A 22,726-nucleotide genomic window follows, 5' to 3' on the forward strand; every position below is an offset into this window, starting at 1 on the left:
TCAACTACGCGGTGGGACACGACGATTCGGGGGATGCGGTCGTGCGAACGCTCGGCGTCGAACTCAACTTCAACAACGTCGTCGCGATCTTCAGTGTCGTGATCCCGGTGCTGGCGTTCTTCTGGGAGTTCGTCGTCATCCGCCGCAAACGGCTCGGCTACCGCCTCCAGATGGACACCCTGGCCACGGACACCGCGCACGCGCCCAGCGCCGACGTGCTGGCGCGGATGCGGGACGACGGCCACGAGCTGCTGGAACCCTCGTTCGTGCTGGTGCGGATCGAGAACGCCGGCTGGCGGGAGATCGTCCCCGGTGACTACCTGACCCCGCCCGACGACAAGACCGGCATCCGGGTGCTGTTCCGGGACCGCCGGGTCGTCGGCATGGCGGTGACCGAACTCAGCGATCCCGCCTTCCGGCACTTCTTCGTCACCACCCGCGAGGGCAGGACCCGGGAGACCGAGGGCTTCGGAAAGGACTGGGAGGACCGCGACGGCGTCGGCTTCGGCGTCATCAGGCTGCCCAAGGTGACGCTCAACCCCGGCGCCCACTACAAGATCCTGGCGGTGCTGGAGCGGGGCGGCGGCAGTGCGCACACGCCCTTCCCGCCGCCGGATTTCCAGGCCGCGGTGACCGGGGGCATGGACCACTCCTTCGCCTGGGTCCGCTGGCTGGCCCGGCTGAAGCTGGCCCACACCGAGAGCCACACCTTCGCCTCCCGGCCGGCCGTGGGCGGGCTGGCCCTGCTGGCGGCGGCGGTCCTCGTCCAGGCGAGCCTCACCCTGTTCTTCCCCGCCAAGCCCGCCCCGCTGGACTGCGTCGGCGGCACCCTGCACCTGTCGGGCTCGACCGCGTTCGCGCCCGCGGTGACGGCGGCGGCCAGGCAGTACACGAAGCTGTGCGCGGCCAAGGGGGCGGACATCCCCATCGACGACGGCACCTTCCAGAGCAGCACCGACGGCCTCACCACGCTCCAGCAGGCCGGCAAGGCCGCCGGGATCAAGGGCGACGCGGGACTCGGCGACCACATCACCTTCACCGACGGCCCGGCCGAGGGCAACCACGCCCAGCTGCTGCCCCGGCCGGTCGTCTACTCCCTGTTCACCCTCGTCGTGAACGACGCCGCCGACGTCCACAACCTCTCCCTCCAGCAGATCCGCGACATCTACGCCGGCAAGGTCAGGAACTGGTCCCAGGTCGGCGGCCACGACGTCCCCGTCCACCTCATCAACCGCCACCGCGGCTCCGGCACCCGCAACGCCCTCGAACAGCGCGTCCTCGCGGGCAGGTCGGTACCCGAGGCCGACGTCAACGACTGCGCGGCGCTCGGCACGGACAAGTACGGCGTCTGCGAGGTCAACACCACCGACAGCCTGCTGGACGCCGTGAGCGCCGACCGCGGCGGCCTCGGCTACAGCGAGGTCAGCAGCGTGCCGGCCGGCAACCTCGTCAAGCTGGACGTCGGCGGCATGCCGCCCACCCTCGAAGGCGTCGAACAGGGCACGTACCCGTACTGGCAGACCGAGTACGCCTACACCTACGGCGAACCGCCCGCCGGCTCCATCGCCGCCGCCTTCCTGCGCTACCTCACCGACCAGGGCGGCAAGGACATCCTGCGCGAGTACGGGAACCGGCCCTGCTCCGAGACCCGCTACCCGCTGGTGTGCAGGCCGACATGAGCCGTGGCCTGCGCTACCGTCGTTCCGACGGGGTAAGCCAAGACAACGCACCGGCCCCGGAGGGGACTTCGTGGGTATCGAGAGCGACCAGGTCGTCTACGAGTATCTGAGCCGGGTCGGGGACATCGCGCACCAGCGCCAGTTGTCGTCCGCCGAGCGGATGCGGCTGGTCTCCGGGCTGCGCAACGACATCGACCGGCAGCGGGCGAAGGCGACCGTCGACAGCCCGGCCGCGGTACGGCGCATCCTGGACCGGCTGGGCACGCCCGACGAGGTCGTCGAGGCGGCGGGCGGTACGACGGCGGCCGGTCCGCCGCAGCCGCCGTCGGGCGCGGTCCCCGTCCAACGCGACGCGGAGCCTGCGGCGCCGGGCGAGAAACCGCGGCGCGTCCTACCGCGTCCGCGGCCCGCGGAGCCGGACGACGGGGCGGCCCCTCCGCCGGACTGGTGGAGGGTGGACAGCAGCCCCTTCGGGGACGGCGACGGGGTGCCGGGGTTCGTCGGCGGGGTGGAGATCCCGGAGCTGCTCAGCAGGCCGCGGCTGCGGAAGCCGGAGCCGGCGGAGGAGGAGCCGGGCAAGCCGGAGGCGGCCCCCGTGGTGGAGGAGGCCGCGCCGACCGGGTGCCGCCGGATCCGCGTGGTCCCACGCCCCGCGGTCGGCTGGAGCAACCCTCTCCTCCTGCTCGCCGCCGCCGCGCTCGTGGTCGGCGCGGTCCTCGGCAACTGGTTCGCGCTCGTCCTCGGCTGGGCCATCGCCTACGGTTCCCGGCGGCTCACCCCCGCGGAGACCAAGCTGGCGGTGATGTGGGTACCGGGGCTGTCCGTCGCGGCCGGGCTGGTGTGGCTGTGGGGGCGCAGCGCGGGGCGCTGGGGCGCGCCGATCGCCCAGGGGCAGATGAGCGGCGCGGTGGGCGAGACCTGGCCGTGGGTGGTACGAGGCGCTGCGCTGGCCTCGGCCGTTTTCGTGGTCTGGCGGTCCCAGAGAACGCGGTAGGGGAGGGCCGACGCGGCAGGGGGAGGGCCGGTCGGTTGTCGGGCGGCTGCGGGTACGCGGGGGTCGCCCGCGCAGTTCCCCGCGCCCCTTACGGGGCACTTCACAGCTACCCAGCTGCGGGCAGGCGTGCCGCAGGGCGGCACGGGTGGGCGCGGCGGCACCCGGCAAGCGCCGGTGAGCGTCCCCACCCCGGCCCCGGCCCCCACCCACGCGAGCGCCTCCAGCCCACCCCGGCTCCCGGCCCCGGCCCCCACCCACGCGAGCGCCTCCAGCCCACCCCGGCCCCCACCTCCGGCCACCCCCCACCCTGCACAATGGCGCATATGACTCCTCGCCCCCTCCCCCTCGGCACCGTCGGCTTCGATCTCGACATGACGCTCATCGACTCCCGGCCCGGCATCCACGCGACCTACCTGGCGCTCGCCGAGCGGACCGGGACGTACATCGATGCCGATCTGGCGGTGACCCGGCTGGGGCCGCCGCTCGCCGAGGAGTTGGTGCACTGGTTCCCGGCCGAGCGGATCGCGGAGGTGAGTGATCTGTACCGGGCGATGTACCCGGAGATCGCCATCGCCGCGACGCCCGCCATGCCGGGCGCGCGGGAGGCGATCGCGGCGGTGCGGGAGGCCGGCGGGAAGAGCGTGGTGGTCACCGCGAAGTACGAGCCCAACGCGAAGCTGCACCTCCGCCACCTCGGCATAGTCCCGGACGCGGTCGTCGGCGACCTGTGGGCCGAGCAGAAGGCGGTGGCGCTGCGCGAGCACGCCGCGGGCGCGTACGTCGGCGACCACGTCGGGGACGTACGCGGGGCACGCACGGCGGGAGCCCTGTCGGTGGCGGTGGCCACCGGGCCCTGTGACGCCGAGGAGCTGCGCGCGGCCGGCGCCGACGTGGTGCTCGCCGACCTCACCGAGCTGCCCGCATGGCTGGCCGGCTACCGGGAGGACGCCTCCCGCGCCTGACGGCGTCCGGCCGCGACCGACTGGAGCACTCCGGCGGCCGCGACCAGGAAGCCGACGCCCATGAGCATGCTCAGCAGGTACATGTAGGTCGGAAAAGGCTTCGCACCGAGGAACAGCGGTATCACGGTGACGAGTGTGGCCACCGTACCGAGGAAGAAGACCACGGCTCCGGCTCGGACCAGTCGGTCACCGGGCCCGGCGGAATTCGCTTGGGTTTTGTCACGCACTCGACCAGGGTAGTTCCCTGCCCGAAGGAACAACCGGGCGACGTCTTGTCACGCGCCCGAAGACCATTAGCCTTGGTACCGGCGGGTCGTGGTCGACCCGCCCGAGTGCTATCAAGGCCCGTTCCAGAGCTGTTGCATTCAGAAGTTTTCCGAGCAGTTTCCGACGAGATACGAGGACGAGGACAGACGTGCCTACCGGCAAGGTCAAGTGGTTCAACAGCGAGAAGGGCTTCGGCTTTCTCTCCCGCGACGACGGCGGTGACGTCTTCGTCCATTCCTCGGTTCTCCCCGACGGGGTCGACGCACTCAAGCCGGGCCAGCGCGTGGAGTTCGGCGTCGTCGCCGGTCAGCGCGGTGACCAGGCGCTGTCCGTGGTCCTGCTCGACCCCACCCCGTCGGTCGCCGCCGCCCAGCGCAAGAAACCGGACGAGCTGGCCTCGATCGTGCAGGACCTGACGACCCTGCTCGAAAACATCACGCCGATGCTGGAACGCGGCCGTTACCCGGACAAGGCCGCCGGATCGAAGATCGCCGGGCTGCTGCGCGCGGTCGCGGACCAGCTGGACGTGTAGCCGTCCGAGAGGCATATGCCTCTCGGAAGCGGGTAAGTCCCGTGCGTTTTTTCAGGGGAAATCGAGTGCGTGCGGGCCGAGGGGCGGGACGAGTCCCTCGGCAGCCGCGCGGGTGAGCAGTCCGCGCACCGCCGCGTAACCGTCCTCGCCGAGTTCCGAGGTGAACTCGTTGACGTAGAGCCCGATGTGCTGGTCGGCGACGGCCGGGTCCATCTCCTGGGCGTGCGCCATGACGTACGGCCGGGAGACCTCGGGATCGTCCCAGGCCGCGTGGACGGAGGCGCGGATCGAGTCGGCGAGCCGGGTGAGCGCCGCGGCGCCCAGCGAGCGCTTCGCGATGATCGCGCCCAGCGGGATCGGCAGGCCTGTCGTGTTCTCCCAGTGCTCGCCCATGTCGGCGAGTTTGTGCAGGCCGTAGTTCTGGTACGTGAAGCGCGCCTCGTGGATGACCAGCCCCGCGTCGACCTTTCCGTCCCGCACGGCCGGCATGATCTCGTGGAAGGGCATGACCACGATCTCGCCGACGCCGCCGTCCGTCAGCGTGTCCGCGGCCCAGAGCCGGAACAGCAGGTACGCGGTCGACTTCTCGCTCGGTACGGCGACGGTACGGCCGGTCAGGTCGGCCCCCGCCTCCCGCGTCAGCACCAGCGGCCCGCAGCCCCGCCCCAGCGCGCCCCCGCAGGGCAGCAGCGCGTACTCGTCGAGGACGTACGGCAGCACGGCGTACGACACCTTCAGCGCGTCCGACTCGCCGCGCTCGGCCATGCCGTTGGTGATGTCGATGTCCGCGAAGGTCACGTCGAGCGCGGGCGCGTCCGGGATCCGGCCGTGGGCGAGGGCGTCGAAGACGAAGGTGTCGTTCGGGCAGGGCGAGTACGCGATCCGCAAGGAGTCAGCGGTGGTCATGTGGGTTCCAACTCTCCAGGGCGGGCACGAGCTTCCCGAAGGCCTCGGTCAGGGCGGCCAGGGCGTCGCCGATGCGCCAGGCGGCACGGTCGCGGGGGCCGACGGGGTTGGAGACCGCGCGCAGCTCCAGCACGGGCACGCCGTGCGCGACGGCCGCCTCGGCGACGCCGAAGCCCTCCATGGCCTCGGCGAGGGCGCCCGGGTGCCGGGTCCGCAGTGCGGCGGCGCGGGCGGCGGTGCCGGTCACGGTGGAGACGGTGAGTACCGCTCCGGGGCGGGCTCCGGTGGCCTGCGCCATCACTCGTACGAGTGAATTTTGTGGACGATGGCTGACGGTTCCGAAGCCCAGTTCGGTGACCGGCAGGAATCCGTCGGCCGTCTCGGCGCCCAGGTCGGCCGCGGTGATCTCGTCGGCGACGACCAGGGAGCCGACCGGGGCCTCCGGCTGGAAACCGCCGGCGATCCCGGCGGAGACGACCAGCGCGTAGGGGCGGCCGTCGAGGGCGGCGGCGGTGAGGGCGGTCGCGGTGCCGGCTGCGGCGAGGGCCGGACCGACCCCGGCGGCGAGCAGGTCGTACCCGCCGGAGGTGCGCAGCAGCGCGGCCGAGCCGGGCAGCCGTACCTCCTCCGCCCTGCCGTCGGGGAACGCCCGGGCCACCGCGTCCCGTTCGGCCGGGACCGCGGTGGCTACGAGGATCCGCGCGGCGGACGTGGTCAGGCGTCCTTCTTGAGCTTGAAGGACCACAGGCCCAGCACCGACTTGTCGCCCTCCTTGATGGAGACGAGCGTCGAGTTGCCGGAGGCGCCGTACTGGGCGTTGAAGAACACGCTGCCCGGGATGGTGCGGTAGGTCTTGGTGCTGGACTCGGTGAGCGCCTGACCGTTCATCAGGATCGTCCAGCCGTTGTCCGCGATCTTCGGGTCGACACCGAAGCGGACCGTGTCGTCCGGGTCCACCTTGATGGACTTGATCCCGGTGTCCTTCAGGCACTTCGTGAGGGATTCGGTGTCCAGGGCCTTGCCGTCGTTGTAGCAGGTGGCCTCGGAGTTGACCGAGTTCGTGCCGACGGTGATCGTGGCGATCGGCGTCGGCTTGTCACAGGCAGACAGGACGAGCAGTCCGGCGGAAACGGCGCCGGCGGCGGCGACGACGCGGCGGCGTCGCGAGCGGGAGTGCAGCGTGGTCATGGCCGAAGGCTATCGGGCGCTCCGGGCCGTCTCCCCATGTGGGGTACGGCGTGCCCGGTTCGTTACGCCACTCGCGGGCGGGTACGGGTGCCGTGCCGGGCGGAGCTGAGCAGGCCGCGCAGGGTGGCCAGCCAGCCGGCCGCCACGATCACGGCGGCCACCACAAGCCCCAGGGTGCCGTTCAGCGGCATCACGATGCCCACCGCGCCGCCGAACACCCAGGCCACCTGGAGCAGCGTCTCCGAGCGGGCGAACGCGGACGTGCGCACCAGTTCCGGCACGTCCCGCTGGATCAGCGCGTCCAGGGACAGCTTGGCCAGCGCCTGCCCGAAACCGGCCACCGCCGCCAGCACCGCCACCAGGAAGGCGCCGAAGAACAGCGCCGCGACGATCGCCGTGCCCAGCACCAGGGCCACCGCCGCCACGATGATGATCTCCGGCGCCCGGGAGCGCAGCCACGACCCCATCGCCGTGCCGAGCGCGTTGCCGACGCCCGCCGCGACCCCGACTATCCCGAGCGACACGGCGGCGCTCTCGCCGGTCAGCGGGTGCTCGCGGAGCAGGAACGCCAGGAAGAAGATCAGGAAGCCGGAGAGGCAGCGCAGGGCGGCGTTGGCGCCGAGGGCGTGGGTGACGGCCGGCCCGACCGTCCGCAGCCCCGGCCGCTTCGCCCCCTTCCGCAGCGGGCCGTGCAGATGCTCCTCGTCGGCGGCGAGCAGCGCCACGTCCTCACCCTTGGCGGAGTCGACCTTCGGCGGCAGCGAGAAGGAGAGAAAGGTTCCCGCTACGAAGATCACGAAGGCGCCGTAGAGCGGCCACGGGTCGCCGATCGCGTGCAGCCCGGCCCCGACCGGGGCGGCGACCCCGGTGGCGAGCAGCCCGGCCAGGGTGACCCGCGAGTTGGCCTTCACCAGAGAGAACCGGGGCGGCAGGAGTCTGGGCACGACGGCACTTCGCACCACGCCGTACGCCTTCGACGCGACCAGCACCCCGAGCGCGGCCGGATACAGCTCAAGGCCGCCGCCGGCCACCGCGCCCGCGATGATCAGCGCGAGCAGCGCCCGGGCGAGCATCGCACCCGCCATAGCGGCGCGGCGGCCGTGCGGCAGCCGGTCGAGGAGGGGGCCGATGACCGGGGCGAGGACGGTGAAGGGCGCCATCGTGATGGCGAGGTAGAGCGCGACGCGGCCCCGGGCCTCGTCGGTGGGCACGGAGAAGAACACGGTGGAGGCGAGCGCGACGGTGATCATCACGTCCCCCGCGCCGTTGACCGCGTGCAGCTCGATCAGCTTCCCCAGCCCCGACTCGCCGGCGCCGTGCGCGTGGGTGGCCTTGCGGATGCCGCGGGCGGTACCGGTCACCGGAAGATGCAGGGCACGCCCGACCGAGCGGACGGCACCGCGCATCCGGCCCGCACCGCCACCGACCCCTACAGCCCGTTGGGGTGACCTCGCGGTTGCCACGTGCTTCATAGTGCCCTGAGAGTGCAGCCCCTAGTGCACTTTGTGGCCAAGCGAGTCGTGGGGGTGCCGTGGGGTGGGCCGGGGGTGGGGCGCTCACCGGCGCTTGCCGGGTGCCGCCGCGCCCACCCGTGCCGCCCTGCGGCACGCCTGCCCGCGGCCAAGTTTTCAGGGGCGCGGGGAACTGCGCGAGCAACCCCCACCCACCCGCACACACCCCACAACCCGCCACCACCCCGAAAACCCCCCGGCGCCTTCAGAACACCTCCCCCGCACCCACCCCGAAACCGGCCCGCGCCCCACCCCCGTCGGCTCTCCTCCTCCCCGCTCGCACGCCGGACTGTCCCCATCCACCGACGACGGGGTAGCGTGCGTATCTCAGCCATAAAGCAGAATGGATGGCATAGGTGCGCCCGAGCGCGATCGGACGCGGACGTCGATGCGGCCCACAGGTCCGCTCCGTCCGCCCCACCGCCGGAGGCAACCGCACTCGTGAGACGGCGTAGGAGAGAAGCGATACCTGTGAGCGCAGCGACAACGCGAAGCCGCACCCCCGACCGTCTGTGCGCCGAGGCCGTCGACCTCGCCCGTGGAGCAGCCGAGGAGGCCGCCGCACCAGGGGTGGTCGGCGAGCACTCCGGCGCGGTGGCCGAGGGCGATCGCGTGGTCACCCACTTCTTCGAGTGCAAGGAACTGGGATACCGCGGCTGGCGCTGGGCGGTGACGGTGGCCCGCGCCTCCCGCGCCAAGGTCGTCACCCTGGACGAGGTGGTCCTCCTCCCCGGCCCCGACGCCCTCCTCGCCCCCGAGTGGGTGCCGTGGAGCGAGCGGCTGCGCCCGGGTGACATGGGCCCCGGCGACCTGCTGCCCACCGAGGCCGAGGACCTCCGCCTGGAGCCGGGCTACACCGGCGAGGACGGACCGGAGCCGAACTCCCCGATCTCGGAGGAGATGGAGGAGCTGGCGGAGGCGGAGGACGCCGACGTCACCGCGGGCACCCCCGCACACCTCCCCACGGTCCCCTCCCGCGGCACGATCGCCTCGGTCGCCGAGGAACTCGGCATGCGCCGCGCCCGGGTCCTGTCCCGCTACGGCCTGCACATCGCCGCCGACCGCTGGGAGGAGGCGTACGGCGCCAAGACCCCCATGGCCCAGGCGGCCCCCGCGACCTGCGTGAGCTGCGGCTTCCTCAGCCCCATCGGCGGCTCCCTCGGCCAGGCCTTCGGCGTCTGCGCCAACGAGTTCTCCCCGGCCGACGGCCGGATCGTCTCCCTCTCCTACGGCTGCGGCGGCCACTCCGAGGCCGCCGTCATGCCGAAGCCCCCCCAGCCGGCCCCGCCGGTCATCGACGAGACAAGGGTCGACCCCTTCCCCCTCCGCCCCGCCTCCGACTCCGGTTCGGTACCGACGACGGAGGACGAGACGTCGGCGGAGCTGGGGCACTCGTAACGGGCCGACACCTCGTAAGCCGGAGAACCGGGGCCTGCCCGCCCGGACCGCGTCACCTGCGCCCCGGCAGGCTGGTCCCGCCGCCGGTACGGGCGAGCCGGGCGGGCGGACGGGCGGAGCCCCGCCGCGCGGTACCTTCGTCCTCACGTCGACTTGGAGAGTGAACGTGAGCAAGTTCGTGCGGCCCGCCGCCGAGGGTGCCGATCCCTTCGGCACCGCCCGCCTGCGCCGCGGTGTCCTCGACGCCTGGGCCACCAGCCCCGCCCGTTTCCGTGAGGACGCCAACGCCGAGGAGGACCTGGTCCTCGGCGGCTACCGGGACCGGCTCGTCGTGGAGCTCGCGCAGAACGCGGCTGACGCGGCGGCTCGGGCCGGCGTCGCCGGCCGCTTCCGCCTCACCCTCCGCGACGGCGTCCTGTTCGCCGCCAACACCGGCGCCCCGCTGGACGCGGCCGGTGCCGAGTCCCTCTCCACCCTGCGCGCCTCCGCGAAGCGGGGGGACGACGAGGGCGCGGTCGGGCGGTTCGGCGTCGGGTTCGCCGCCGTGCTGGCCGTCACCGACGAGCCCGCGGTCGTCGGACGGCACGGCGGGGTCCGCTGGTCCCTGGCCGAGGCCCGGGAACTGGCCGAGGAGACCGCGGCCCAGAGCTCCGGCCTCGGCGACGAGATCCGCCGCCGCGACGGCCATGTCCCCCTGCTCCGGCTCCCGTTCGCCGCCGAGGGCACCGCTCCCGACCCGTACGACACCGTCGTGATCCTGCCCCTGCGGGACACCGCGGCCACCGACCTCGCCGAGCGCCTCCTCGACGCCGTCGACGACGCCCTGCTGCTCGCCCTGCCGGGTCTGGAGGAGGTCGTGATCGAGAACGGCGACCAGCCGTCCCGCACCCTGCGCCGCAGCACCGACGGCGTCCACACGGTCGTAGCGGACTCGGCGCACGGCACGACCCGCTGGCGTACCGTCTCCGCACACGGCCCGCTCACCCCGGACCTGCTCGCCGACCGGCCGGTCGAGGAGCGGCTGCGCCCGCACTGGTCGCTGACCTGGGCGGTGCCCACCGACGGTCAGGGCGCCCCGGACCGGCCGCGCACCGCCGCCGTCGTGCACGCGCCCACCCCCAGCGACGAGCCGCTCGGCGTGCCCGCCCTGCTCATCGCGTCCTTCCCGCTCGACACCACCCGCCGGCACACCGCCCCAGGCCCGCTCACCGACTTCCTGGTGCAGCGCGCGGCCGACGCGTACGCCGAACTCCTCGCCGACTGGCGGCCGGTGGGGGAGGGCATCATCCACCTGGTGCCCGGCCCGCTCGGCAAGGGCGAACTGGACGGCGCCCTGCGCCAGGCGGTCCTGGAGCGGCTGCCGCGCACCGCGTTCCTGCCGCCCGCCATCGAGCCCGACGGCCTTCACGGCCCGGACGACTCCGAGGACCCCGGCCTTCCGGAGGCACTGCGGCCGCGCGACGCCGAGATCGTGGAGGGCGCGGGCGCGGAGACCGTCCGCGTCCTCGCCGAGGTGCTGCCCACCCTCCTGCCCGCCGGTCTCGAACGCCGCGTGGAACTGCGCACGTTGTCCGTCGCCCGGCTCCCGCTCGCCGACGCCGTCGACCGGCTGGCGGGTCTGGAGAAGGACCCGGACTGGTGGTGGCGGCTCTACGACAGCCTCGCGGGCGTCGACCCGGAGCGGCTCTCCGGGCTGCCGGTGCCCTTGGCGGACGGCAGGACCACCATCGGTCCCCGGCAGGTTCTGCTCCCCACCCCGGACGCGACCGCCATCGACCCCGAGGTGCTCGCCCGGCTCGGTCTCAAGGTCGCCCACCAGGACGCCGCCCACCCGCTCCTGGAGAAGCTCGGCGCCCTGCCCGCGAGTCCCCGCGCGGTCCTCACCACCCCGCAGGTGCGGGCCGCGGTGGCGGCCTCGCTGGACGACGAGGGGGGCGTGAACTGGGAGGAGGACGCGCCGGACGCCGAGGAGCTGGCGGACGCCGTGCTCGCCCTGGTGCGGGACGCCGGTCTCGAACCCGGTGACGAACCGTGGCTGGGCGCGCTGGCCCTGCCCGACGAGGACGGCGAGCTGGCTCCGGCGGGCGAACTGGTGCTCCCCGGCAGCGCGTTCGCGCGGATCATCCGGGCGGACGAACTGGCCGCGGTGGACGCCGAACTGGCCGAGAAGTGGGGCGAACAGCCGCTGGCCGCCTGTGGCGTCCTCGCGAACTTCGCGCTCGTCCGCGCCACGGACGTGGTCCTCGACCCGGACGAACTGGAGCCGCGCGAGGGCGACTTCGCCGAACCCGACGATGCGGGTCTGCTCGACGCCGTCGACGTGTGGTGCGAGGACATCCTCGACCGCTTCCCGGACTCGCCCGTGCCGCCGGTCGCCACCGAGCTGATCGCCGTCCGCGACCTCGACCTCGTCGACGAGGACCACTGGCCCGAGGCGCTCGCCCTGCTCGCCCAGCCGCCGTTGCGCGACGCCCTCACCCAGCCGGTCCGCATCCTGCTGCCCGACGGCACGCACGAGGTGGTACGGCCGTACACCGCCTGGTGGCTGCGCGGGCACCCGGTGCTGGACGGCCGCCGCCCCGCCGGCCTGCTGGCCGCGGGCGGCGACCCGCTGCTGCGCGGCCTCTACGAGGAGGCCGACGCGACCGGTTTCGAGGACGAGCAGGTGCTGCGGGCGCTGGGCGTAAGGACGTCGGTGGCCACCCTCCTGGACGAGCCCGGCGGCGCCGCCGAACTCCTGGTCCGGCTGGCCGACCCGGACCGCCCGGTGACCTCCGGCCAACTGCACGCCCTGTACGGGGCGTTGGCCGACCTGGACCCCGAGCAGGTCACCCTGCCCGACGAGCTGCGCGCGGTGATCGACGGCCGGGTGGAGGTGGTGGACGCGGCGGACGCGGTGGTGGTCGACTCCCCGGACCTGCTGCCGTTCACGAACGGCTTCCCGCTGCTGCCCGTACGCCCCGCGCGCGCCGCCGAGCTGGCCGAGCTGTTCCAGGTACGGCGGCTGAGCGAGTCGGTGACGGGTTCGGTCGACTCGGAGGGCGCGGAGCACGACGTCCCGGATCCGGTACACGTCCTGCTCGGCCCGCGCACCCCGCGGACGTACGTCGAACACGAGGAGCTGGTGGTCGACGGCGTCGAGATCGACTGGCGCCTCACCGGTGACGGCGTCCTGCACGCCGCGACCCTGGAGGGCGTGGCCGCCGGCCTCGCCTGGGCCGCGGGCCAGTGGCCGCGCCGCTTCGAGGTGGCGGCCCTCCTGGAGGACCCGTCCCGGACGGAGGAGCTGGCCCGGGACCGCTGGTTCGACTGAGCTTCACAGATCGCACACAAGTTCAAAGATTCGTACAACCGTCCCTCCGTCCCCGGAGTCTGATCAGCGAGTCAGCGAGACTCGCTGATCAACTCAACGTGGGGAACTCATGCGTACACGAGTCTTCGGGGCGTCCCTCGCGGGCGCCCTGGCCCTCTCCGCCCTCGCCGTGCCGGCCGCGCTGGCCGCCGGCGGTACCTCGTACAGCCCGGCCGGCCTGGCGAAGCTCGTCCAGGAGCACCAGGCCACCACCGGCCGCTCGGCGTACACCGCGTCGACCGCGGACGACGCCGGCGACCCCTACCCGCTGGACCTGACCTTCTCCGCGGTCACGGTCAACAAGGGCAAGCCGCTCGTCGCGGGCACCACCACCCACGGGACGTTCCCGGTCACGTACACGGTGACGCACGGGGCGGACGTCGACATCCACGCCGACGACTTCCTGATGGACGTCGAGATCTACCGCGGCTCTCCCGACGACCCCACGAACGAGCTGTTCGGCGTCGACTGGCCGACCTGCACGGACACCTCGGCCACCACCGCCAGCTGCAAGGGCACCATCGACGTCTACGCGGACGAGCAGCTCTCCAACGCCGACGCCACCACCTGGAAGGCGTTCGGCTTCGCCATCGCCCTCAACGGCCAGGACCCGACCGGCGACGACTGGAGCAAGATCGGCTACACCGAGCAGGACAAGCTGGCCACCACCAGGCTCCAGCGCCTGTCGAAGCTGACGGTGAACGCCGCCCCGGAGCCGGTGAAGAAGGGCAAGACCCTCACGGTGACCGGCAAGCTGTCCCGGGCCAACTGGGACGACGGCAAGTACCACGGCTACGCCGGCCAGTCCGTGCGGCTGCAGTTCCGCAAGAAGGGCAGCACCACCTACACCAACGTCAAGGGCATCAAGTCGTCCTCGACCGGCACCCTGAAGACGACGACCAAGGCGACGGTGGACGGCTACTACCGCTTCTCCTTCGTCGGCACCTCCACGACCCCGGCGGTCAACGCGACGGGTGACTACGTCGACGTGAAGTAGCGGCACCGGGAGTAACCCCAAGGAGACGTAATCCGGTCGCAAAAGAAACAAAATCTGACCGGATTACGTCTCGCGCGTACAACCTCGCTCACCCCTCATGGATCTGATCACCCGAGTCAACAGACTCCCTGATCACTTGGGCCTCGCGCCCACTGTTCCCACTGGGGAATCCATGCGCATTCGTGCCACTGTGGCCGCCGTCTCCGGCGCCCTGGCCCTCTCCGCGTTCGTCGCCCCGGCGGCGCACGCCGCCGGCGGCACGCCGGACGTCACCTTCTCCAACATGAAGGTCAACAAGGGCAGCAGCATGGTCGTCGGCACGACCAAGGCGTCCTTCTCGGTCACGTACACCGTGACCCACGCGGCGAGCCTGCCCGCGAGCGACTTCGCCACCGTCCCGATCATCTACCGCGGCAGCTCCGTCACGGCGCCGAGCGACCTCTTCGGCAGCGACGACGCGGGCACCTGCACCGCCGCGTCCTCGACCGTTCTCAACTGCAAGGACACGCTCGTCTTCACGGTCGGCGGGGACTCGGACCTGGACAACGCCGAGGCGGGCTCCTGGACCCTCGGCGCCGTCGCCGCCGACAAGGACGACAACCTGAACTGGGTCGGCGGCCTGGGCACCACCAAGATCCTGCGCGCCGACAAGCTGACGGTGAACGCCGCCCCCGAGCCGGTCAAGAAGGGCAAGACCGTCACGGTCACCGGCTCCCTGACCCGCGCCAACTGGGACACCCACAAGTACGGCGCCTACGGCAGCCAGTCGGTGAAGCTCCAGTTCCGCAAGAAGAGCTCCACCACCTACACCACCCTGAAGACCATCAAGGCCTCCTCCACGGGCGCCCTGAAGACGACGACCACCGCGACGGTCGACGGCTACTACCGCTACTCCTTCGCGGGCTCCACCACGAGCCCGGCGGTCAGCGCCACGGGCGACTACGTCGACGTGCAGTAGTGAGCGCCCCTAGGGGCAGCGCCCCGTAAGGGGCGCGGGGCTGGGTCGACATGTGGCTACCGCCGCGTGGGCGCGCCCAGCCCCCACCGGGCCCGCGCAGTTCCCCACAACCGCATCACACCGGGTACTTCCGCTCCACCCACTTCCAGAGAAACTCCAGCACAGCCGACCCCACCACGGCCAAGCCGACGGCAGTCCACGGCATCGCCACCCCCACCAGCTTCAACGCGAAGAAGCTCTGCAGCGCCGGCACGGCGAGCACGAACACGAAGGCCACGCCCATCGACGCCACCAGGGCGACACGCCACCAGGTGTACGGCCGCGCGATGATCGCCAGCACCCACATCGAGATCAGGAACAGCGTGAGTGTCGCCGCACTGGTCTCGGCGTCCAGGGACCCCGTCCCCGTGTAGTAGTGGCGGGCGATCAGGTACATCACGAAGGTCGCGACGCCGGCCACCACACCGCCCGGGATCGAGTACCGCATCACCCGCCGGACGAAGTGCGGCTGGGCCCGTTCCTTGTTCGGCGCCAGGGCGAGGAAGAAGGCCGGGATGCCGATCGTCAGGGTCGACAGAAGCGTCAGGTGCCTCGGCAGGAACGGGTACTCGACCTGCCAGCAGACCACCAGCACCGCGAGCAGCACCGAGTACACCGTCTTGACCAGGAACAGCGTGGCGACCCGGGTGATGTTGCCGATCACCCGCCGCCCCTCGGCCACCACCGAGGGCAGCGTGGCGAAGCTGTTGTTGAGCAGCACGATCTGGGCCACCGCCCGGGTCGCCTCCGAGCCCGAGCCCATCGAGACCCCGATGTCGGCGTCCTTGAGGGCGAGTACGTCGTTCACGCCGTCGCCGGTCATCGCGACCGTGTGCCCGCGCGACTGCAACGCCCCCACCATGTCCCGCTTCTGCTGCGGGGTGACCCGTCCGAAGACGGTGCCGGCGTCCAGGGCCTCGGCCATCCCGTCCGGCTCGGCCGGCAGCCGGCGCGCGTCCACCGTCGTACCGCTGAGGCCGAGCTTGGCGGCCACCGCGCCCACCGACACCGCGTTGTCGCCGGAGATGACCTTGGCCCGGACGTCCTGGTCGGCGAAGTAGCGGAGGGTGTCGGCGGCGTCCGGGCGGAGCCGCTGCTCCAGGACCACCAGCGCGGTGGCGTCGGCGCCCCGGGCCACCTCCGGGTCGTCGAGGTCCCGGCCGGCGCGGGCGAGCAGCAGCACCCGCAGCCCCTGCTCGTTGAGGCGTACGGTTTCGGCCAGTGCCGGGTCGTCGGCGCCGAGCAGCACGTCCGGCGCCCCCAGCAGCCAGGTGCTCAGCTCCCCGTCGCCCTCGCTGAAGGTCGCCCCGCTGTACTTGCGGGCGGAGGAGAAGGGCAGCGACTCCACGCACCGCCAGTCCTCGCTGTCCGGGTAGGCGTCGATGATCGCCTGGAGGGAGGCGTTGGGGCGCGGGTCGGACTCGCCGAGCGAGCCCAGCACCTTGCGTACGTACGTCTCGTCGACCCCGTCCAGCGCCCGCAGCTCGGTGACGTCCATGCCGCCCTCGGTGAGGGTTCCGGTCTTGTCGAGGCAGACGGTGTCGATCCGGGCGAGGCCCTCGATCGCGGGGAGCTCCTGGACCAGGCACTGCTGGCGGCCCAGCCGGATCACGCCGATCGCGAAGGCGACGGAGGTGAGGAGCACGAGCCCCTCGGGGACCATGGGGACGATGCCGCCGACGGTACGGGCGACGGCGTCCTTGAGGCCGTTGTTCTTGACCACGAGCTGGGTGGCGACCAGGCCGATCGCGGCCGGGACCATCATCCAGGTCACGTACTTGAGGATGGTCGAGATACCGGAGCGCAGCTCGGAGTGGACGAGCGTGAACCTGGACGCCTCCTCGGCGAGCTGGGCCGCGTACGCCTCCCGGCCGACCTTCGTCGCCGCGAAGGCGCCGCCGCCGGCCACCACGAAGGAGCCCGACATCACCTGGTCGCCGGGGCGTTTGACGACCGGGTCGGCCTCACCGGTGAGCAGCGACTCGTCGATCTCCAGGCCGTCGGCCTCGGCGCACACCCCGTCCACGACGATCTTGTCGCCGGGCCCGATCTCGATCAGGTCGCCGAGCACGATCTCGTTCGTACCCACTTCGACGGCGGCCCCGTCCCGGCGCACCGTCGGCCGTGACTCCCCTATCACCGCGAGCGAGTCCAGGGTCTTCTTCGCCCGCCACTCCTGCACGATGCCGATGCCCGTGTTGGCGAGGATCACGAAGCCGAAGAGGCTGTCCTGGATCGGCGCGACGACCAGCATGATCAGCCACAGCACGCCGATGATGGCGTTGAACCGGGTGAAGACGTTCGCGCGCACGATCTCGCCGAACGAGCGGCTGCTGCGTACCGGTACGTCGTTCACCTCGCCGCGCGCGATCCGCTCCGCGACCTCGGCGGCTGTCAGGCCGGTCGGCCGCACGGGCGCCGGCAACGGTACGGGATGCACAGGGTCGAGCTCGGCGCCCGCGTCGATGTGCTGCATGCATTCGACGGTACGTGCGGATTTGCGCGTTCACCTGCCGAGTGCCCGGAAGATCCGACCAGAGGAGGACCGAACTCGTGCGCAGGTTGTAGACGCCGGGACTTCTTGCCCACCCGCCCGCCCGACTTCTCCCCCACCCCGGCAGTGGGCGGCCGCAGGCCGGTGGGGGCTGGTCGCGCAGTTCCCCGCGCCCCCAAGAAGGTGCGTCCACCGTCCGCCCCGGAAGGGGCGCGGGGAACTGCGCGACCAGCCACAGCGCACCCGCACACCGGCCGGTTCCCTACTCGGTCGCCGCCCGGTGTGCCTTGATCGCCGCGTCGCGGCGCTTCACGTAGTACACGCCGATCAGGCCGAGGCCGCCGCCGGCCAGGCAGGTCCAGATCCACCAGGTGTGGCCGTGGTCGGCGTACCACCCGTAGAAGGGGAGTTGGGCCAGGAAGAGGACGAACCAGATGATCGTGCCGCCGATGATCGTCGGGACGACGGGGCCCTCAAGGGGTTCCGGTGCCTCGTGCTGGGGGGTCCACTTCGCCATGGCGCTCAGCTTACGCACCCGCAAGGTCTACGCGCGGAGATAGCGATCTGGACGTCATATGTTCATACTGAAACCGTTTGTGTTTGACCACTTCTGATCGTAGGAACCTCCAATGTCGAGCCCGGCTTCCACTCAGGCCCCCGCCCCCGAACAGCCGGGTGCGACCCCCGCGTACGGCGCGCTGGATCGTTACTTCAAGATCTCCGAGCGGGGTAGCACCCTCGCCCGCGAGGTGCGCGGCGGCTTCGCCACCTTCTTCGCGATGGCGTACATCATCGTGCTGAACCCGATCATCCTCGGCAGCGCGAAGGACATGTACGGCCACCAGCTCGACCACGGTCAGCTGGTCACCGCCACGGTCATCACCGCGGCCTTCACGACGCTGCTGATGGGCGTCATCGGCAACGTCCCGATCGCGCTCGCCGCCGGCCTCGGCGTGAACTCCGTCGTCGCGCTCCAGCTGGCGCCCCGGATGTCGTGGCCGGACGCCATGGGCATGGTGGTGCTGGCCGGCATCGTCGTGATGCTGCTGGTCGCCAGCGGTCTGCGCGAGCGCGTGATGAACGCCGTCCCCTACAGCCTGCGCAAGGCGATCTCGATCGGTATCGGCCTGTTCATCATGCTGATCGGCCTGGTGGACTCCGGCTTCGTCACCCGTATCCCGGACGTCGCCCAGACCACCGTCCCGCTCCAGCTCGGTGCCGACGGTCACCTCAACGGCTGGCCGGTGCTCGTCTTCGTGCTCGGCGTGCTGCTCACCCTCGCGCTGATCGTCCGCAAGGTCTCCGGCGCGATCCTGATCTCGATCGTCGCGATGACGGTCCTCGCGCTCGTCATCAACGCCGTCGCGCACGTGACGACCTGGGGCCTGACCGTCCCGAAGTGGCCCGGCAACCCGGCCGCCACCCCGGACTTCGGCCTGCTCGGCAAGGTCAGCCTCTTCGGCGGCTTCGACAAGGTCGGCGTGCTGACCGGCATCCTCTTCGTCTTCACGGTCCTGCTGTCCTGCTTCTTCGACGCCATGGGCACGATCATGGGCGTCAGCGACGAGGCCAAGCTGACCGACGCCCAGGGCTACATGCCGGGCATCAACAAGGTCCTCTTCATCGACGGTGTCGCGGTCGCGGTCGGCGGTGCCAGCTCCTCCTCCGCCACCACCTGCTTCGTCGAGTCGACGGCCGGCGTCGGCGAGGGCGCCCGCACCGGCTTCGCCAACGTCGTCACCGGCGGGCTGTTCACCGTGGCGCTGTTCCTCACCCCGGTGGCCACGATGGTCCCGTCCCAGGCGGCCACCCCCGCGCTGTTCGCGGTCGGCTTCCTGATCCTGGCCGGGTCGATCAAGGAGATCGACTGGGCCGACTACACCATCGCCATCCCGGCCTTCGTGACCATGGTGATGATGCCGTTCACCTACTCGATCACGAACGGCATCGGCATGGGCTTCATCACCTTCGTGGTGCTGCGCCTGGCCGCCGGCCGGGCCAGGGAGATCCCGGTCGCGATGTACGTGGTCTCGGCGGTGTTCACGTTCTACTACCTGATGCCGGCGCTGGGTCTCACGTGACCCTGACCTGATCGCCGTAGAACCTCTCCGTCTCCTCGACGGCGGCCGAGAACCGCTCGTCGAAGTCGTCCCGAATGAGCGTCCGGACCACGTAGTCCTGGACGCTCATTCCTCTTTTCGCCGCATGACACCGGAGCCGTTCGAGCAGCTCCCCGTCTATCCGCAGGCTGAGCACACTGGTCCCCATGCATACGAGGGCGCCACATCCGCGCGCCCGATGCGTCACTTTCCGGATTCGGCTCACTCGTACGGGTGACGCGATGTTTTCCGGGGGGTGCCCCCGGATCCCCGGGTTCAGTGGCCGAGGTCACGGGCGTATCGGCGTGTCCGGGTGGTCTTTAGGTTGGGTAATGAGTTACTCTAAAGAACATGCCGGACCTTACCCATGGCGACGACGCGGCCGCCGTGAACTCCCTCCGCTCCGCCGTGATGCGACTCTCGCGACGGCTCAAGCACCAGCGGGTCGACGAGTCACTGAGCCCCACCGAGATGTCGGTGCTGGGCACCCTCTCCAACTGCGGCCAGGCCACCCCCGGTGAGCTGGCCCGCAAGGAGCACGTCCAGCCGCCGTCGATGACCCGCATCGTCGCGCTCCTTGAGGCCAAGGGACTGGTCCGGCTGGAGCCGCACCCCGAGGACCGGCGCCAGAAGGTCGTCACCAGGACCGAACAGGCCGAGACGATGCTCGAGGAGAGCCGTCGCAAGCGCAACGCGTTCCTGGCCGGCCTGGTCGACGGCCTCGACGAGGACGAGTGGGCGAAACTCCGCGCCGCCGCCCCCGTCCTGGAGAAGCTCGCACACCTGTAACAGCCGATAGAAGGAGGAGGCGAATCCGTTTGAGTACGGGACCCGGAACACCTTCCGCCCCCGCACCGACCGCCCCGACTACCCCTGCAGCCCGTAGGTCCTCGATGTTCAGCTCGCTGAAGGTCAGGAACTACCGGCTGTTCTTCGCCGGCCAGGTCGTCTCCAACATAGGCACCTGGATGCAGCGGATCGCGCAGGACTGGCTGGTCCTCAGCCTCACCGGCTCCGCGACCGCGGTCGGCGTCACCACCGCCCTGCAGTTCCTGCCGATGCTGCTCTTCGGCCTCTACGGCGGGGTCCTGGTCGACCGCCTCAACAAGCGGCGCGCCCTCCTCGTCACCCAGACCTCGATGGCCCTCACCGGCATCGCGCTGGCGCTGCTGACCCTCTCCGGCAACGTCCAGGTCTGGCAGGTCTACCTCGCCGCCTTCGTCGTCGGCCTCGCCACGGTCGTCGACAACCCGGCCCGCCAGTCCTTCGTCTCCGAGATGGTCGGCCCGGACCAGCTGCAGAACGCGGTCAGCCTGAACTCCGCGAACTTCCAGTCCGCCCGCCTGGTCGGCCCCGCCGTCGCCGGCCTCATGATCACCGGCGTGGGCACCGGCTGGGCGTTCCTCTTCAACGGCCTTTCCTTCGTCGCCCCCCTCGTCGGCCTGCTGCTCATGCGCGGGCGTGACCTGCACGTCGTCCAGCGCACCCCGAAGGGGAGGGGCCAGCTCAGAGAGGGCCTGCGCTATGTCGCCGGACGTCCCGACCTGACCTGGACCATCATCCTGATCGGGTTCATCGGCACCTTCGGCTTCAACTTCCCCGTCTACCTCTCCGCCTTCGCGGACGACGTCTTCCACGCGGGCGCCGGCTCCTACAGCCTCTTCAACACCCTGATGGCGGCCGGCTCCCTGGCCGGCGCCCTGCTCGCGGCCAGACGCGGCACCGCCAAGATGCGCGTGATGCTCGCGGCGGCGGTCGCCTTCGGCGGCCTGGAGCTGGTGGCCGCGACCGCCCCGTCCCTCTGGCTGTTCTCCCTGCTCATGATCCCGATCGGCATGTTCGGCATGACGGTCAACGTCACCGCCAACACCACCGTCCAGATGGGCACCGACCCGGCCATGCGGGGCCGGGTGATGGCCCTCTACATGATGGTGTTCATGGGCGGCTCACCCATCGGCGCGCCCATCGCCGGCTGGATCACGGACACCTACGGCGTCCGGGCCGGCCTCGCCGTCGGCGGTGCGATCGCCGCCGCCGCGGCGGTCGTCATCGGCCTCGTCCTGGCCCGGGTCGGCAACCTGCGGTTGTCGGTCGGCTGGCACGGCGGCCACCCCCGGGTCCGCTTCGTCCCGAGAGAACAGCAGGAACAGCTCGCTCCGGCGGCCTGAGACCAGTTCCGGCCCGGAGGCCTAGAGCCTCCGGGCCAGTACCTGTCCCGGCCAGTCGCGCATCGCCGTGTAGGCGTCGGTGCGGACGAAGCCGTTGCTCTCGTAGTAGCTGACCAGCTTTCCGTCGGCGCCCGCGTAGCAGTCCACCCGCAGCAGCCCGACCCCGGCCCGCCGGGTCTCCTCGGCCGCGTGCGCCAGCAGGGCGCTGCCGATGCCGTGGCCCTTGAAACGCCGGTCGGAGGCGAGCCAGTGGATGTACCGCTCGGGCTCGCCGGGCGGCGGCAGATGGGCCAGGTAGGCGCCGGGGGCGTCGGTGAGGGTGAGCGTGGCGGCCGGCACCCCGTCCGCCTCCGCGAGATACGTCACGCCCTCGTCCATGTACCGGGCGACCGACTCCACGGTCTTCTCGTTCGCCGACAGCGGTGTGGTCCCCCACTGCTCGGTCCGGCCCAGCCCCACCAGCCACTCCACGGAGCTGTCGAGCATGCCGAGGATCACGGGTATGTCGTCCGGGTCGCCTTCTCTGATGGTGATCTGCATCGCCCCATGATGGCAGGGTGGCCCCCATGAGACTCTTCGCCGCCGTGCTGCCCCCGGCGGACGTGGCCGCCGAACTCGCCGAGTGCGTGGCCGGGTTGAAGAAGCTGCCCGGTGCCGAGGCGCTGCGCTGGACCGGCCGCCCCGGCTGGCACTACACCCTCGCGTTCTACGGCGACGTCGACGACGACGTCGTACCGGACCTCTCGGACCGCCTCGCCCGCGCCGCCCACCGCACCCCGCCCTTCGAACTGGCCGTCGCGGGCGGCGGGCAGTTCGGGCACGGCAGGGCCCTGTGGGCGGGGGCCGACGGCGACCTGGACACCCTCCGGCTGCTGGCCGACCGCGCGGAGGCTGCGGCCCGCAAGGCGGGCGTGGACATGGGGGAGCACCGCCGCTACAAGGCCCACCTGACGGTGGCCCGCAGCCGGGACGCGGTGCAGGTACGGCCGTACGTCGCACTGCTCGCGGAGTTCGCGAGCCGGAGCTGGACGGTCGGGGAGCTGGCGCTGGTGCGGAGCAACCTGCCGACGTCCGGGGTGCCGGGGGAGCAGCCGCGGTACGAGACGGTCGGCCGCTGGGGGCTCGGGGCGGCCGGTTAGGCTCGTTGCCGTGGACCCGAAGACCCGGAACCGGATCATGGCC

General features: G+C 71.6%; 21 protein-coding genes. 12 read left to right on the plus strand and 9 right to left on the minus strand.

The annotated features are described in order from the left end of the window. The first annotated feature begins 41 nt into the window (after nucleotides 1–41). The 3 genes from ACGF5O_RS20560 (at nucleotide 42) to ACGF5O_RS20570 (ending at nucleotide 3,635) form a co-directional block, all read left to right on the plus strand. Nucleotides 42–1,679, plus strand: coding sequence for a PstS family phosphate ABC transporter substrate-binding protein (locus ACGF5O_RS20560; RefSeq protein WP_393811282.1), 1,638 nt, complete (start codon nucleotides 42–44; stop codon nucleotides 1,677–1,679). Nucleotides 1,680–1,749: 70 nt separating this feature from the next. After that, nucleotides 1,750–2,673, plus strand: coding sequence for a hypothetical protein (locus ACGF5O_RS20565; RefSeq protein ID WP_393811283.1), 924 nt, complete (start codon nucleotides 1,750–1,752; stop codon nucleotides 2,671–2,673). 314 nt (nucleotides 2,674–2,987) lie between these two features. Next, nucleotides 2,988–3,635 carry an HAD family hydrolase gene (locus ACGF5O_RS20570; protein ID WP_393811284.1) on the plus strand — a complete coding sequence of 216 codons (648 nt, stop codon included), beginning with the start codon at nucleotides 2,988–2,990 and terminating at the stop codon, nucleotides 3,633–3,635. On the opposite strand, the gene ACGF5O_RS20575 is transcribed toward ACGF5O_RS20570, so the two are convergent. Next, complete coding sequence (locus ACGF5O_RS20575) at nucleotides 3,608–3,862, minus strand: hypothetical protein (protein ID WP_393811285.1); 255 nt, start codon at nucleotides 3,860–3,862, stop codon at nucleotides 3,608–3,610. The two genes, ACGF5O_RS20570 and ACGF5O_RS20575, sit on opposite strands and share 28 nt — an antisense overlap. A 188-nt stretch (nucleotides 3,863–4,050) precedes the next feature. Between ACGF5O_RS20575 and ACGF5O_RS20580 the strand changes: the two genes are divergently transcribed. Next, nucleotides 4,051–4,434, plus strand: a complete 384-nt coding sequence (locus tag ACGF5O_RS20580) for a cold-shock protein (RefSeq protein ID WP_089101875.1) — start codon at nucleotides 4,051–4,053, stop codon at nucleotides 4,432–4,434. Nucleotides 4,435–4,485: 51 nt separating this feature from the next. Here ACGF5O_RS20580 and ACGF5O_RS20585 read toward each other — a convergent pair whose 3' ends face one another. From ACGF5O_RS20585 to ACGF5O_RS20600, 4 genes are all read right to left on the minus strand, one after another. Further along, nucleotides 4,486–5,340 (minus strand): 1,4-dihydroxy-6-naphthoate synthase, encoded by an 855-nt coding sequence (locus ACGF5O_RS20585; protein WP_393811286.1) that lies wholly within the window; start codon nucleotides 5,338–5,340, stop codon nucleotides 4,486–4,488. Then, nucleotides 5,327–6,085, minus strand: a complete 759-nt coding sequence (locus tag ACGF5O_RS20590; protein WP_393811287.1) for a futalosine hydrolase — start codon at nucleotides 6,083–6,085, stop codon at nucleotides 5,327–5,329. The genes ACGF5O_RS20585 and ACGF5O_RS20590 overlap by 14 nt, the downstream gene beginning before the upstream one ends. Beyond that, nucleotides 6,055–6,528, minus strand: coding sequence for a DUF2771 domain-containing protein (locus ACGF5O_RS20595; protein WP_393811288.1), 474 nt, complete (start codon nucleotides 6,526–6,528; stop codon nucleotides 6,055–6,057). The genes ACGF5O_RS20590 and ACGF5O_RS20595 overlap by 31 nt, the downstream gene beginning before the upstream one ends. A gap of 62 nt (nucleotides 6,529–6,590) precedes the next feature. Further along, entirely contained in the window at nucleotides 6,591–7,934 is a 1,344-nt protein-coding gene (locus ACGF5O_RS20600) for an MFS transporter (protein WP_393811289.1), read from the minus strand. 576 nt (nucleotides 7,935–8,510) lie between these two features. On the opposite strand from ACGF5O_RS20600, the gene ACGF5O_RS20605 reads away from it, so the two are divergent. The 4 genes from ACGF5O_RS20605 (at nucleotide 8,511) to ACGF5O_RS20620 (ending at nucleotide 14,744) form a co-directional block, all read left to right on the plus strand. Next, nucleotides 8,511–9,437, plus strand: coding sequence for a DUF3027 domain-containing protein (locus tag ACGF5O_RS20605; RefSeq protein WP_393811290.1), 927 nt, complete (start codon nucleotides 8,511–8,513; stop codon nucleotides 9,435–9,437). A gap of 166 nt (nucleotides 9,438–9,603) precedes the next feature. After that, nucleotides 9,604–12,750 (plus strand): sacsin N-terminal ATP-binding-like domain-containing protein, encoded by a 3,147-nt coding sequence (locus ACGF5O_RS20610; RefSeq protein WP_393811291.1) that lies wholly within the window; start codon nucleotides 9,604–9,606, stop codon nucleotides 12,748–12,750. A gap of 109 nt (nucleotides 12,751–12,859) precedes the next feature. Then, complete coding sequence (locus ACGF5O_RS20615) at nucleotides 12,860–13,786, plus strand: hypothetical protein (protein WP_393811292.1); 927 nt, start codon at nucleotides 12,860–12,862, stop codon at nucleotides 13,784–13,786. Nucleotides 13,787–13,958: 172 nt separating this feature from the next. Continuing rightward, a complete protein-coding gene (locus ACGF5O_RS20620; protein WP_393811293.1) occupies nucleotides 13,959–14,744 on the plus strand; it encodes a hypothetical protein in 786 nt (261 codons plus the stop codon). A 115-nt stretch (nucleotides 14,745–14,859) separates the two neighbouring features. Here the strand turns inward: ACGF5O_RS20620 and ACGF5O_RS20625 are convergent, their stop codons facing one another. Next, nucleotides 14,860–17,259, minus strand: a complete 2,400-nt coding sequence (locus ACGF5O_RS20625; RefSeq protein WP_393811294.1) for a cation-translocating P-type ATPase — start codon at nucleotides 17,257–17,259, stop codon at nucleotides 14,860–14,862. A 280-nt stretch (nucleotides 17,260–17,539) separates the two neighbouring features. After that, a complete protein-coding gene (locus tag ACGF5O_RS20630) occupies nucleotides 17,540–17,794 on the minus strand; it encodes a DUF2530 domain-containing protein (protein ID WP_393811295.1) in 255 nt (84 codons plus the stop codon). A gap of 112 nt (nucleotides 17,795–17,906) precedes the next feature. On the opposite strand from ACGF5O_RS20630, the gene ACGF5O_RS20635 reads away from it, so the two are divergent. Further along, a complete protein-coding gene (locus ACGF5O_RS20635) occupies nucleotides 17,907–19,358 on the plus strand; it encodes an NCS2 family permease (RefSeq protein ID WP_393811296.1) in 1,452 nt (483 codons plus the stop codon). On the opposite strand, the gene ACGF5O_RS20640 is transcribed toward ACGF5O_RS20635, so the two are convergent. Further along, the gene (locus ACGF5O_RS20640) at nucleotides 19,351–19,545 is read right to left on the minus strand and encodes a ribbon-helix-helix protein, CopG family (protein ID WP_362591441.1); all 195 of its coding nucleotides are present in this window, start codon (nucleotides 19,543–19,545) and stop codon (nucleotides 19,351–19,353) included. The two genes, ACGF5O_RS20635 and ACGF5O_RS20640, sit on opposite strands and share 8 nt — an antisense overlap. 182 nt (nucleotides 19,546–19,727) lie before the next feature. Here ACGF5O_RS20640 and ACGF5O_RS20645 point away from each other — a divergent pair, with 182 nt between their 5' ends. Together ACGF5O_RS20645 and ACGF5O_RS20650 are read left to right on the plus strand one after the other, a co-directional pair. Next, on the plus strand, nucleotides 19,728–20,165 hold the full coding sequence (locus ACGF5O_RS20645) for a MarR family winged helix-turn-helix transcriptional regulator (RefSeq protein ID WP_390640340.1): 438 nt from the start codon (nucleotides 19,728–19,730) through the stop codon (nucleotides 20,163–20,165). 29 nt (nucleotides 20,166–20,194) lie between these two features. Continuing rightward, nucleotides 20,195–21,544 carry an MFS transporter gene (locus ACGF5O_RS20650; protein WP_393811297.1) on the plus strand — a complete coding sequence of 450 codons (1,350 nt, stop codon included), beginning with the start codon at nucleotides 20,195–20,197 and terminating at the stop codon, nucleotides 21,542–21,544. Between the two features lie 21 nt (nucleotides 21,545–21,565). Here the strand turns inward: ACGF5O_RS20650 and ACGF5O_RS20655 are convergent, their stop codons facing one another. Then, on the minus strand, nucleotides 21,566–22,084 hold the full coding sequence (locus ACGF5O_RS20655) for a GNAT family N-acetyltransferase (RefSeq protein ID WP_393811298.1): 519 nt from the start codon (nucleotides 22,082–22,084) through the stop codon (nucleotides 21,566–21,568). Between the two features lie 26 nt (nucleotides 22,085–22,110). Here ACGF5O_RS20655 and thpR point away from each other — a divergent pair, with 26 nt between their 5' ends. Next, a complete protein-coding gene (gene thpR, locus ACGF5O_RS20660) occupies nucleotides 22,111–22,683 on the plus strand; it encodes an RNA 2',3'-cyclic phosphodiesterase (RefSeq protein ID WP_393811299.1) in 573 nt (190 codons plus the stop codon). The last annotated feature ends 43 nt before the right edge of the window (nucleotides 22,684–22,726 follow it).

This window comes from Streptomyces sp. NPDC048291 (genome assembly GCF_043201715.1).
GTDB lineage: Bacteria > Actinomycetota > Actinomycetes > Streptomycetales > Streptomycetaceae > Streptomyces.